10 protein-coding genes are annotated in these 12,687 nt (G+C 71.7%); 5 read left to right on the forward strand and 5 right to left on the reverse strand.

Translation table 11 applies throughout. The annotated features are described in order from the left end of the window. Positions 1-86 precede the first annotated feature (86 nt). The 3 genes from prfB to pruA all read right to left on the reverse strand — a co-directional run bounded on the left by prfB (position 87) and on the right by pruA (position 3,647). Positions 87-1,208: a peptide chain release factor 2 gene (gene prfB / locus ACLQ27_RS17435; RefSeq protein WP_234583091.1), complete on the reverse strand. Its 1,122-nt coding sequence runs from the start codon at positions 1,206-1,208 to the stop codon at positions 87-89. Between the two features lie 118 nt (positions 1,209-1,326). Then, positions 1,327-1,842: a PadR family transcriptional regulator gene (locus tag ACLQ27_RS17440; protein WP_007455856.1), complete on the reverse strand. Its 516-nt coding sequence runs from the start codon at positions 1,840-1,842 to the stop codon at positions 1,327-1,329. A 176-nt stretch (positions 1,843-2,018) separates the two neighbouring features. Next, positions 2,019-3,647, reverse strand: coding sequence for an L-glutamate gamma-semialdehyde dehydrogenase (pruA, locus tag ACLQ27_RS17445; RefSeq protein ID WP_425867622.1), 1,629 nt, complete (start codon positions 3,645-3,647; stop codon positions 2,019-2,021). 443 nt (positions 3,648-4,090) lie between these two features. On the opposite strand from pruA, the gene ACLQ27_RS17450 reads away from it, so the two are divergent. Further along, the gene (locus tag ACLQ27_RS17450; RefSeq protein ID WP_425867624.1) at positions 4,091-5,200 is read left to right on the forward strand and encodes a hypothetical protein; all 1,110 of its coding nucleotides are present in this window, start codon (positions 4,091-4,093) and stop codon (positions 5,198-5,200) included. Positions 5,201-5,211: 11 nt separating this feature from the next. Here the strand turns inward: ACLQ27_RS17450 and ACLQ27_RS17455 are convergent, their stop codons facing one another. Continuing rightward, the gene (locus tag ACLQ27_RS17455) at positions 5,212-5,721 is read right to left on the reverse strand and encodes a DUF6912 family protein (protein WP_357493819.1); all 510 of its coding nucleotides are present in this window, start codon (positions 5,719-5,721) and stop codon (positions 5,212-5,214) included. 217 nt (positions 5,722-5,938) lie between these two features. On the opposite strand from ACLQ27_RS17455, the gene ACLQ27_RS17460 reads away from it, so the two are divergent. Both ACLQ27_RS17460 and ACLQ27_RS17465 read left to right on the forward strand, forming a co-directional pair. After that, complete coding sequence (locus ACLQ27_RS17460) at positions 5,939-6,166, forward strand: helix-turn-helix transcriptional regulator (protein WP_234583095.1); 228 nt, start codon at positions 5,939-5,941, stop codon at positions 6,164-6,166. Between the two features lie 257 nt (positions 6,167-6,423). Beyond that, a complete protein-coding gene (locus ACLQ27_RS17465) occupies positions 6,424-7,005 on the forward strand; it encodes an Rv3235 family protein (protein ID WP_234583096.1) in 582 nt (193 codons plus the stop codon). Between the two features lie 270 nt (positions 7,006-7,275). Here the strand turns inward: ACLQ27_RS17465 and secA are convergent, their stop codons facing one another. Continuing rightward, positions 7,276-10,203 carry a preprotein translocase subunit SecA gene (gene secA / locus ACLQ27_RS17470; protein ID WP_357493816.1) on the reverse strand — a complete coding sequence of 976 codons (2,928 nt, stop codon included), beginning with the start codon at positions 10,201-10,203 and terminating at the stop codon, positions 7,276-7,278. 168 nt (positions 10,204-10,371) lie between these two features. On the opposite strand from secA, the gene ACLQ27_RS17475 reads away from it, so the two are divergent. Then, positions 10,372-11,523 (forward strand): GNAT family N-acetyltransferase, encoded by a 1,152-nt coding sequence (locus ACLQ27_RS17475; RefSeq protein WP_357493814.1) that lies wholly within the window; start codon positions 10,372-10,374, stop codon positions 11,521-11,523. Further along, entirely contained in the window at positions 11,520-12,635 is a 1,116-nt protein-coding gene (locus tag ACLQ27_RS17480; RefSeq protein WP_425867628.1) for a GNAT family N-acetyltransferase, read from the forward strand. The genes ACLQ27_RS17475 and ACLQ27_RS17480 overlap by 4 nt, the downstream gene beginning before the upstream one ends. Positions 12,636-12,687 lie beyond the last annotated feature (52 nt).

Raw genomic sequence — 12,687 nt, forward strand, 5'->3', positions numbered from 1 at the left:
CCAAGCCCCACGCCCCGCAGAAGCGGCGCGCGTCGTCGAATCAGGCCCTCACCTGGAGATCGACGAAGCGCTCCGCCCGCGAGCCGTCACGCACCGTCGCCGGCGAGCTGCCGCTGCTTACGCCAACGGATACCAGCTTCGATGAAACCGTCCAACTCGCCGTCGAAGACAGCGCTCGGATTGCCGGTCTCCTGCTCGGTTCGGAGATCCTTCACCATCTGATACGGGTGCAGGACGTAGGAGCGCATCTGGTCGCCCCACGACCCGGCCGCGTTCTCCTTCAGGCCCTCCAGCTTGGCCTGCTCCTCCTGGCGCTTGCGCTCCAGCAGCCGGGCCTGGAGCACCCGCAGCGCGGAGGCCTTGTTCTGCAGCTGGGACTTCTCGTTCTGGCAGGTCACCACGATGCCGGTCGGGATGTGGGTGAGCCGGACCGCCGAGTCGGTGGTGTTGACGCTCTGCCCACCGGGGCCGGAGGAACGGTAGACGTCGACGCGTACCTCGTTCTCCGGGATGTCGATGTGGTCGGTCTGCTCGGTCACCGGCAGCACCTCCACGCCCGCGAAGCTGGTCTGCCGGCGGCCCTGGTTGTCGAACGGACTGATCCGGACCAGCCGATGGGTGCCCGACTCGACACTGAGGGTGCCGTACGCGTAGGGCACCTTGACCGCGAAGGTGGCCGACTTCAGGCCCGCCTCCTCGGCGTACGAGGTCTCGTAGACCTCGGTCGGGTAGCCGTGCCGCTCGGCCCAGCGCAGGTACATCCGCAGCAGCATCTCGGCGAAGTCCGCCGCGTCCACGCCACCGGCACCGGCCCGGATGGCGACCAGCGCCTCCCGGGAGTCGTACTCGCCGGAGAGCAGGGTGCGGACCTCCATCTCCTGGATGGATTTGGTCAGGCCGGTGATCTCCGCCTCGACCTCGGTCAGCACGCCGGGGTCGGACTCGGCCTCGGCCAACTCCAGCAGCACCCGGGCGTCGTCGAGCTGGGAGCGCAGACTGCCCAGCTTGCTGATCTCGCCGTTGACGTACGACAGCTGAGAGGTCACCTGCTGCGCCTTGGCCTGGTCGTCCCACAGGTCGGGGGCGGACGCCTCCTGCTCCAGGCGGGCCTTGTCCTCGTGCAGCCGGTCCAGATTGAGGACGGCCTCGATGTTGCGCAGGGTCGCGTCGAGTTCCTTGAGCTGTTCGGCGTAATCGGCAGCGGTCACGACAGACAAGCGTACTGCGCGGACGAGGAGTGAGCTTGCGAGCCCCGCAGGTCGGCGCCAAATCGGTTCCGTGCCGGGAGCAGCACAGCTCGTTCCGTGTCGGCGAAGCCGCAGGAGATCACCCGACGGGGGCGGACTTCAGCCACGACAGGGCCGCCCGGTGGTAGGCGACGGCGAACTCCAGCGCGCTGGCGTCGTACGTCTCGCCGTCCCGTTTGGCGTTCTTGACCTGTTCGCGTACCTGGGCGAGGGCCTCGGTGTGGTATTCGTTGGCCGAGGCGTACAGGCTCTTGAGCTGGCTGGACGAGTGCAGGTTGCCGAAGGCCATCCGGAGCGCGATCGGGTTGCGGATGGTGTCCCGCCCCGGGTTCTCCGCCAGCCAGCGGGAAAACGTCCGTTTCCCGCTGGCGGTGAGCGCGTACGGCTGACTCATTCGTGGGCCCGGCTTGCCGAGCCGCACGTAACCCCGCTCGGCCAGCACCGGCAACTCGCGGTAGACCTGACTGCGGGTCATCGACCAGTACGGCGCCAGCCGGCGCTCTGCGGCGGCCATCAACTGGCCGCCTGTCATGGGACCCTCGTGGAGCAGCCCGAGCAGGGCCGCCGCCGTGGGGTTGACTCCGGATTCCGCCATGCCCGTTACGCTGCCACTTTGCGCTGCCGGCGTCCAGGATTTGGCAGTTTGCCACCCAACAGGACTTCCTAAGTGCACTGTCGGCGGCAGACTGTCCGTTGAGGACTATCGATGGGTTGCGGCCCCTCGGCCGACCGCCGGCGGCGCTGCGCACGCCGCCGGCGGGTCGCCGCAGGTCAGCCCATGTGGGGGTACGTGTGGTCGGTCGGCGGCACGAAGGTCTCCTTGATCGTCCGCGGCGACACCCAGCGAACCAGGTTGAGCCAGGAGCCCGCCTTGTCGTTGGTGCCGCTGGCCCGGGCGCCGCCGAACGGCTGCTGCCCGACCACCGCGCCGGTCGGCTTGTCGTTGATGTAGAAGTTGCCGGCCGCGTACCGCATGCGCTCGCCGACCGCGTCGATCACCCGGCGGTCGGTGGCGAACACCGACCCCGTCAGCGCGTACGGGGCGATCGACTCGGCCTGCGTGACCACCTCGTCGAAGCGCGCGTCGTCGAACACGTGCACGCCCAGGATCGGCCCGAAGTACTCGGTGGTGAACGTCTCGTGCGCGGCGTCGGAGCACTCGAAGAGCGTCGGCCGGACGAAGTATCCGACCGAGTCGTCGGCCGTGCCGCCGGCGAGCACCCGGCAGCTGTCGTCACCGCCGATCAGCTCCAGCGCCGCGGTGTGCCGGGCGAACGCCTTGTCGTCGATCACCGCGCCACCGAAGTTGCCGAAGTCGGCCACGTCGCCGTAGGTCAGCGAGTCGGCGGTGGCGGCCAGGCGGTCCCGCAGGCCCCCCTCCCAGAGCGAGCGCGGCACGTACGCCCGGGAGGCCGCCGAGCACTTCTGGCCCTGGTACTCGTACGCGCCACGGATCAGCGCGGTGTGCAGCGCGTCGACGTCGGCGCTGGTGTGCGCGACCACGAAGTCCTTGCCACCGGTCTCGCCGACCAGCCGCGGGTAGCCCCGGTAGCGGGAGATGTTGTCGCCGACGGTCCGCCACAACTGCTGGAAGACCTTTGTCGAACCGGTGAAGTGGATACCCGCCAGATCCGGGTCGGCGAGCACGACGTCGGAGACCTCCTCGCCCCGGCCGGTGACCATGTTGATCACGCCGGGCGGCAGGCCGGCGGCCTCGAACAGCCGCATGGTGAAGTGCGCCGCGAACTGCTGCGTGGGGCCCGGCTTCCAGATCACCGTGTTGCCCAGCAGCGCCGGCGCGGACGGCAGGTTGCCGGCGATGGCAGTGAAGTTGAACGGGGTGACCGCGTAGACGAAGCCCTCCAGCGGGCGGTGGTCGAAGCGGTTCCAGACGCCCGGCGAGGACGCCGGCTGCTCCTCGAGCAGGCGGCGGGCGAAGTGCACGTTGAACCGCAGGAAGTCGATGAACTCGCACGCCGCGTCGATCTCCGCCTGGATCGCGGTCTTCGACTGGCCGAGCATGGTCGCGGCGTTGAGAGTGTCGCGCCACGGGCCGGCGAGCAGTTCGGCGGCGCGCAGGAAGATCGCGGCGCGCTCCTCGAACGGCAGCGCCCGCCACATCGGCGCGGCGTCCTTGGCCGCCTTGATCGCGGCGCGGGCGTCGTCGTGGGTGGCGTGCGCGGTCACGCCGAGCACGTGGGCGTGCTTGTGCGGCTGCACCACGTTGATCGGGTCGCCGACCGCCATCCGCTGCTCCCCGCCGATGGTCATCGGCAGGTCGATGCGCTCGGCGGCCAGCTCGGTCAGCCGCCGCTGGAGCCGGTCCCGGTCTCCGCTGCCCGGCTCGTAGTTGCGAACCGGCTCGTTGCGCGGCTCGGGAACGGAGAACACGGCATCCATCAAGGCTCCTGGCGATCTCGACAGCGGTGGCGAAACCGGACCCGCGGGCACCGACCGGACGGCCGGACACCGGACGCCGCGCGGGAGGGCCGAGCAGCGGCGGGACCTCCCACGATTGTTTCATGCGGGGGTGCTCGACTCGCCTCCACCACCTCCCGGTTGCTCAGGACCGGCTGCCCTTTCTCTCCTTACTGGGCGTCGTGCCATATCGGGCGTCGTGGTGGGGCTGGGGCGAGCGTCCCCGGCTCCGGGCGGTCAGGCTTGATCCCTGCGCCGGGGACGCTCGCCCCAGCCCCGACGTTGGTCGCGGACCGTGGGCCCGTTGCGGTTCCTTCGGGGGTACGTCGCTGGCGCGTACCCATGAGGTGTGGCTCGTTCAGAGGGGGTCGCGGCGGCCCGCGTACCCTGAATGGTCGGTGACCTGGCGCCTCGAAGGGGAGACGATGACCAAGCAGCCCGGCCGCGTCCCAGCCGCGGAGTCGGACCAGCCGGCGGTCGACGCGGCCACCCCCGGCGGCCGACCGGTGTCCGCGCCCGGCGCGGCAGTGCTCGCGCTGCTGGCGCTCGGCTGGCTGGCCGCCATGCTCTGGTCGACCCGTCAGGCCATCACCTCGGCGGCGGCGGGCATCACCGCGATCAGCCTCTCCGCGTTCGCTCTGCCCGGTGTGATCTCGGCGGCGCTGGTGGCCGGCGCGGCGACCGCGCTGGCCTTCGGCAACCTGCTGTCGCGCCGGTACGGCGACGGAGCGACCCTGCGTTTCGTCGGTGCGATCGGCGCGGGGATGCTCGTCGGGCTGGCCGCCGCGCTGGCGATCAACCTGACCTACTTCGACACCTCGACCACCAACGTGATCGCCGGGACGACGGCGGCCGCCGCGATCATCGGCGGGGCGATCGCCGGCGCGCGAACCGCCCCGGCGGTCGGTGCGGTGGTGACCGCCGCGCTGGGCGCGCTGGTCTTCGTGGTGGCGTTCAGTCGTGCCCGGGACCCGCTGTTCGACCTGTTCGGCGCGGGCGACACCCAGCAGTCGCTTGTCGACGCCGCCAAGTGGGTGTCGCGCACCGAGTCGCTCATCGCCGGCCTCCTGGCCGGGCTGCTCGCCTTCGGCTACCTCACCTGGGCACGGCGGCGAGCCCTGCGGCGCGATCCGCTGACGCCCGCGCTGCGCTGGCCGGCCTACCTGCTCGCCGGCGCCGGGCCGGGCCTGCTCCTGCTGCTCGCCGAGGTGATCATCCGGATCGGCGGCCGGTCACTGCTGGACCTCGCCAGCGCGCTCAGCGAGGCGGACGCGGTGGCCCAGACCTCGCTGGGCACCTCGCGGGTGGACAACGGCATCTGGATGGTCTTCGTGGGGGCGCTGACCGCGCTCATCGCGTTCGGCCGCACGCTCGGCCCTTCGCACACCGACGACGACCCCGCCCTGGCCGACGGTGCCGGTGCCACGCAGCCGGCAGTCGCGAACGAGACCAACGCCGGCACCGACGCCGACGACGAGGCGGACACGACCGCTCACGACGACGTCGACCCGGCCAGGGCCGACCCGGCCCGCTGACCGCTGCCGGCTCAGTCGGTGGCGCGCAGCAGCAGGTCCAGCTCAGTCACGTCGTACCACTCCAGCTCGTGATCCTCGGCCCCGTCGACGGTGAACTGGGCGTCGGGGTCGCCGGCAGCGGCCTCGGCCACCACGTCGGCCGCGGCGGCGACCTCCTCGACGGCGTCCGCGCCGTCCACGTGGATCGCCGCGACGGCTCCCACCGGCACGGTGTCGGCCAACGTCACCATGCTGGACCCCAGCTCACCATCGCCACGGCCGAGCGCGGCGGGCGGCACGTCGACCGAGACGACCACGCGGCGGCGGGGCGCGGCGGGATCGGCCCGGAGCAGGTGCAGCGCGTCCTGGGCAGCCCGGGTGAACGCGACGTACTCCAACTCCTCCTCGTCGCCCTCGGCGTACCACTCGCGCAGCGCGGGTGTCACCGCGTGCGCCCGGTCGGCGGTCAGCCCCTGCTCGCGCAGGCGGGCCAGCATGGGTACGGTCGCCGGCACGTACACCCGGACAAGCTCGTCGGTCACCGGTCGTCTCCCCGCTCGGTCCTGTGCCGGCGGCAGCCGGCACGGGCGCAGATCATGCCGCACGCCGTGACCGTCATACACCCCGCCTCCGGCCGGTGGAAGTTTCCCGCCGGTGTGTCCGGGCTCTGGTTGGTCCGCCGCCGGGCCGGGTGGATGCTGGGCGGTGAGCCCTGCCGATGGCAAACTGAGGCAAACGACGTCAACCCCGGGAGTTTCCGTGGAGCCGAGGTTCCTGCTGCTCTCCGACGTGGCCACCGAGCTGAACGTGTCGGACTCGCAGGTCTACCACATGGTCCGCAGCGGGGAGCTGCCGGCGATCAAGATCGGCGGACGCGGTCAGTGGCGGGTCGAGCGCGCCCGGCTGGAGGAGTACATCGCGCAGAAGTACGCCGAAACCGCCGACTGGGTACGCGGTAACCCCCTGATCGACCGCGACCCGGAGTAGGCCCGGGTGGCCGCGTGCCACGTTCCGCCCCGCTTCCGGCCCGCTTCCGCCCTGCTCACGGCCCGCGTGATCGGCTCCGTATCGCCGGGATGGGGCGGTCCGGCCTGCCGGGACACCGCGATGTCGGCGACACCGAGTCGATCATTCCCAGGGGCGGCACGCCCACCGTCGCGGGCATTGACCGAGGCCGTTGTGTCGCGCACAATCGAGTCAGTCGGAGGCAAACGAAGGCAAACGCAAGATCAAAGGGAGCAGCGATGAGTGAGCGGCGACCCGGTCCCTCCCGGCCACCTGTGCGCCTGCGCCCCGTCCCGCCCATCGATCCGCCGTACCCCGACGAGACGTACTGGCCGGGGCCGACCCACGGCCAACTCGCCCTCGACCTGTTCGCCTCGACACGACCGGATCCGGTCCGGCCGGCGGAGCGCCGCGCGGCCCCACGCCGGACGCCGTCCCGGCCGGCCAGCCACCCGGGTGCGCCGCTCCCACCGGCGAGCGCCCCCGAGGCGACCCGCGCCGCACACCGCTTCGTCGGCACGTGCCTGGAGGTGGTCAACGGCTACCGCTCGCCGGCCCAGGTGCGCCCCCTGCTCGACCCGGGCCGGGCCGTCGAACTGCTCACCGAACTCGCCCGCGCGACCGGCCGGGCCGGGCCGGTTCGCCGTCGCGCAACGCGGCCGGCCCTGCGGCTGCTCCGACTGCGGGTGTGTGAGCCCCGGGAAGCCGCTGTGGAAGCGGCTGCCGTGGTGAGCGGTGCCGGTGGCCGGAGCTGGGCCATGGCGGTACGCCTGGAACACCGCCGAGGCCGCTGGTTGTGCACGGCCCTGCACGTCCTCTGACAACCCGCCAGGGGCCCGCCCACGCCGCCACCGCCGCCCCCCGGGGGGGCCACGCGGCGTGCCGCAGGCCCAGGCTCTGCGTTGATCGACTCGACTTCCAGGAAAGCGCCGTATCAACCTGGCGCCGACGCCCCGACTTCCAGGAACCCGAGATGATCGGCCGTCACCCGGCCGTGGGCGTCGGAGGGGACGTGGCCCGGGGATGCGCCGGGTGGAGACGCCGATGGGCCCCGGCCTCGTCGGCCAGGGCCCATCGGGACGCGCTGTGGGTCAGTTGCCGCCGTTGGGGGCGCCGTGGCAGCGCTTGTACTTGCGGCCCGAGCCACACGGGCACGGCGCGTTGCGGGACGGGCCGTTGCCGGCATCGGCCTGGTTGGGGACCGGACGTCGGGAGCCGGCGGACGGCAGCGTCGGGCCACGCAGCCCGGAGGCCGGCCGCTGCGGGGCGGACGGTGCGCTCTGCCCGGGGGCTGCGGGCATGCCCTGGGCCGGCCGGCCCACACCGAGCGCCGGCGCCTGCTGCTGCTCCTGCTCGACGCTGACGGCGCCGGGGCTGGCTTCACCGTCGATGGTCGGAGCCGAATACTGCAGGCCCTGCCGCTGCGGCGAGCGGTTGAGGCCCTTGGCCCGGATCTCCACCGGCTTGTCGAGCAGCGTGACCTCTTCCGAGTCGGCTGCCGGCTCGGGCTCGGTGACCTGGACGTCCACGTTGTAGAGGAAGCCGACGGTCTCCTCCTTGATGCCCTCCATCATGGTGGCGAACATGTCGAAGCCCTCGCGCTGGTACTCCACCACCGGGTCGCGCTGGGCGTACGCCCGGAGGTTGATGCCCTCCTGGAGGTAGTCCATCTCGTAGAGGTGCTCGCGCCACTTGCGGTCGATCACCTGGAGCAGCACCATCCGCTCGAGCTGGCGCACCCCCTCGGTGCCGAGCTGCTCCTCGCGGCGGTCGTACGCGGCGTTCGCGTCCTCCTTGAGGCGGGCGACCAGGAAGTCGGCGTCCATGCCGGCCCGGGAACCACCGGCCTCCTCCTCCAGCTCCTCGATCGTCACGCCGACCGGGTAGAGCTGCTTGAGGCTGGACCAGAGCTGCTCAAGATCCCAGTCCTCGCCGTAACCCTCGGAGGTGGCACCCCGCACGTACGCCTCGACGGTGTCGTCGATCATGTTGCGGACCTGGTCGGAGAGGTCCTCGCCGTTGAGCACCCGCAGCCGCTCGGCGTAGACGACCTGGCGCTGCTTGTTGAGCACCTCGTCGTACTTCAGAACGTTCTTGCGGATCTCGGCGTTCTGACCCTCGATCTGGGCCTGGGCGCTCTTGATCTGGCGGGTGACCATCTTCGACTCGATGGGCACGTCCTCCGGGATGTTGAAGCGCTCCATCACCGCCTCGACCGCGCCGGCCCGGAAGCGTCGCATCAGCTCGTCCTGCAGCGACAGGTAGAAGCGGGACTCGCCCGGGTCGCCCTGCCGGCCGGCGCGACCGCGCAGCTGGTTGTCGATCCGCCGGGACTCGTGCCGCTCGGTGCCCAGCACGTACAGGCCACCGGCGGCGGCGACCTCGTCCGCCTCGGCGTCGCAGGCCTGCTTCCAGGTGGGCAGGACCTCCTCCATCGCCTTGGCGTAGTCCTCCTCGTTCTCCAGCGGGTCGAGACCGCGCTGGCGCAGCTCGTTGGCCGCGAGGAACTCGGGGTTGCCGCCGAGCAGGATGTCGGTGCCGCGGCCGGCCATGTTGGTGGCCACGGTGACCGCGCCCTTACGCCCGGCCTGGGCGACGATCTCGGCCTCCCGGGCGTGGAACTTGGCGTTCAGCACGTTGTGCGGGATGCCCCGGCGGCGCAGCAGCTGGGAGAGGATCTCCGAGTTTTCCACCGAGACGGTGCCGACCAGCACCGGCTGGCCCATCTGGTGCCGCTCGGCGATGTCCTCGATGACGGCGTTGAACTTGGCCTTCTCGGTCTTGTAGATGACGTCCGGCCGGTCCTCGCGGACCATCGGGCGGTGCGTCGGAATGCTCACGACGCCGACCTTGTAGACCTTGTTGAACTCGCTCGCCTCGGTCTGCGCCGTACCGGTCATCCCGGACAGCTTGTTGTAGAGGCGGAAGTAGTTCTGGAGGGTGATGGTGGCCAGGGTCTGGTTCTCCTGCTTGATCTCCACCCCCTCCTTGGCCTCGATCGCCTGGTGCATGCCCTCGTTGTAGCGACGGCCGTGCAGGATGCGACCGGTGAACTCGTCGACGATCAGGACCTCACCGTCGCTGACGATGTAGTCCTTGTCGCGCTTGTAGAGCTCCTTGGCCTTGATGGCGTTGTTGAGGTAGCCGACCAGCGGGGTGTTCACCGACTCGTACAGGTTGTCGATGCCGAGCCGGTCCTCGACCTTGGCGACGCCGCGCTCGGTGACCGCGATGGTGCGCTTGGAGTGGTCGACCTCGTAGTCGCCCTCGCCGTCCGTGCCGGGCTGGAGCCGGGCCACGACGCCGGCGAACTCGCCGTACCAGCGGGCGGAGTGCTCGGCCGGGCCGGAGATGATCAGCGGGGTGCGCGCCTCGTCGATCAGGATGGAGTCGACCTCGTCGACCACCGCGAAGTTGTGCCCGCGCTGCACCAGCTCGTCCTTGGACCAGGCCATGTTGTCGCGCAGGTAGTCGAAGCCGAACTCGTTGTTGGTGCCGTACGTGATGTCGCACTCGTAGGCGGCCTTGTGCTCACTGGCCGGCCGGTTGGGCAGCACCACGCCGACGGTCAACCCGAGGAACTCGTGCACGCGACCCATCCAGGCCGCGTCACGCTGGGCGAGGTAGTCGTTGACGGTGACCACGTGCACGCCGTCGCCGGAGAGCGCGTTGAGGTAGACGGCCATGACCGAGGTCAGCGTCTTGCCCTCACCGGTCTTCATCTCGGCGATGTTGCCGAAGTGCAGCGCGGCGCCACCCATCACCTGGACGTCGTACGGCCGCTGGCCGAGCACCCGGGCGGCCGCCTCGCGGGCCACCGCGAACGCCTCCGGCAGCAGGTCGTCGAGGGTCTCACCGTCGGCGAGCCGCTCCCGGAACTGCTCGGTCATGCCGCGCAGTTCCTCGTCGGTGAGGTTGACGTAGTCGTCCTCGATCGAGCTGACGGCGGCGGCGATGGCCTTGAGCCGGCGCACCATGCGGCCCTCGCCCGCATTAAGGACCTTTTCCAGAATCGACACGGATCAACGCTCCCCTAGACAGTCTCGAACCATCGTAGGCGCTCCATCGGCGCGATGGTCACTGGTGGCGGCGGTCCACCTCGCCGAACCCGACATAATTCGCGCACGGGATGCGCCCGGGACGTTATCCGGTTACGCCTTCGGCGAACGTTCCGGCACGATGCACGGGTGGAGCCTGTGGAGATCGTCGAGGACGGCGTGCTGCTGCGACCCTGGCGGGAGGCGGACGCCGACGGCGTACACCGCGCCTGCCAGGATCGGGACATTCAGCGTTGGACCACCGTACCGCGCCCATACCTTCGCGAACATGCCCACAGTTTCGTCACGGAGCTGAGCGGTCGGGCCTGGGCGGACGGCACCGGGGCGCCGTTCGCGGTCTGCGACGCGGCCACCGGCGAGCTGCTCGGCTCGTGCGGGCTGATCTCCGTCGACCGTGCCGGCACCGGTGAGATCGGCTACTGGACGGCACCGTGGGCGCGCGGTCGGGGCGTGACCGTCCGGGCCGCCCGGGCGGTCGCCCGCTGGTCCTTCGAGAAGCTGGGGCTGCGCCGGCTGCTCTGGCAGGCCGAGGTGGGCAACCACGCCTCGCGGCTGGTCGCCCTGCGGGCCGGGTTCCGCATCGACGGCCGGGTCCGGTCGGCCGAGACGGAACCGCACAACGGCGCGGACACCTGGATCGGCTCGCTGCTGCCCGGCGAGGTGCCCGAACCCGGATCGACCGGGCCGGCCGGCCCCGGCACCCTGGTCGCTCGCCGGGCCGCCGTCTTCGGCCGCCCACAGCCGACCCTGTTCGCCACCTCGGCGACCGGTGAGCTGCGGCTGCGACCGATGGAGGAGCGCGATCTGGACGCCATCGTGCAGACCTGCCGCGACCCGGAGACGATCCGGTGGACAACGGTTCCGGACCCGTACGACCGCTCCGACGCCCAGGGGTACCGGGGCTACGCCCAGGACGCCTGGGCCCGGGGGAACTCCGCCTGCTTCGTGGTCGCCGACCCGGACGACAGGTACGTCGGCACCCTGGACCTGCGGCTCTCCCCCGCCGACCCGCTGCTCGCGGACGTGGGCTTCATGACCGCCCCGGCGGCCCGCGGGCGGGGTCACCTGCCGGCCGCCCTGATCGCGCTGAGCGCCTGGGGTTTCACCACGCTGGGACTGGCCCGGATCGAATGGAAGGCGAACGTGGGCAACACGTCCTCCCGGCGGGCCGCCGAGAAGGCGGGGTTCACGTTCGAGGGGACCGCCCGGGGCGGCGTCCAGCACCGGGGTGAGCGGGTCGACGCCTGGGTGGCCGCGCTGCTCGCCGGAGATCTGGCATGACCGGGGCGGTGCCGGTCGTCGAGGCGCACGGGGTGCGGCTCCGGCCGTTTCGGGCCGGCGACATCGCGGACCTGGTCGAGGGGTGCGCCGACCCGCTCAGCCAACGGTTCGTGTCCAGCATGCCGTCCCCGTACACCGAAATCGACGCCCACTGGTGGGTCGAGGCCGGCGCACCGGCGGTCTGGGCCGGCGGCGGCGCCGCGTACGCCATCGCGGACCCGGCCACCGACCGGCTGCTCGGCGGGGCCGGACTGAGCAACCCGGTACCGGGCCGGAGTCAGGCGGAGATCGGCTACTGGCTGCGGCCGGCGGCGCGGGGGCGCGGGGTGGCCACGGCCGCGACCCGCGCGTTGAGCGAACACGCCTTCGGCACCGGGACGCTCCGGCTGGAGCTGCTCACCGAGTTGGAGAACGCGGCCAGCCAGCGGGTCGCGCTGGCCGCCGGCTTCCGGTACGAGGGCCTGCGTCGGTCGGCCGGGCAGCGCCGGGACGGCGGCCGGCACGATCTGCTGACCTGGGTACGCCTCGCCGACGATCCGCCCGGCCCGACCCCCCGGCTGCTGCCCGACCTGCCCGACGGGATGCTCACCGATCAGGTGGTGGCGCTGCGCCGCCTCGCGCCGGACGACGCGGAGATGATGTACGGGTTGCACAGCCGGCCCGAGGTCGTCGCCAACCAGGCCCCGCCGGTGCCACCGACGCACGAGTCGATCGAGCGGCGCTGCCGGCTGGCGGAGAGCGCATGGCTGACCGGCGACATCGCCCGACTGCTGATCGTCGACGTGGCCACCGGCGAGCCGGCGGGCAGTTGCGGCCTGTCGTACACCGAAGTGACAAGTGGTGAGGCGTCGATCGGCTACGCGCTGCTCCCGCGGTGGCGGGGGCACGGCTACGCCACCCGGGCGGTGCGGCTGCTCGCGCAGTGGGCGTTCGGCCCGGCGGGTATCGCCCGCCTGACCGCCGGCACCGTGCCGGAGAACACCGCCTCGCACCGCGTGCTGGAGCGGGTCGGCTTCCAGCGCGAGGCCCTGCAACGCGGTCGTCTGCCCGGCCTGGCGGGTGCCCGCCTCGACGACCTGACGTTCGCCCTGCTGCCGGCTGACAGGCGCTGACGAGACACGGGGTTGCGGCGGTCGCCCGCCACAACCCCGTGCTCGACGCGGG

The organism is Micromonospora sp. DT63 (assembly GCF_049841615.1).
In the GTDB taxonomy this organism is placed as follows: Bacteria; Actinomycetota; Actinomycetes; order Mycobacteriales; family Micromonosporaceae; genus Micromonospora.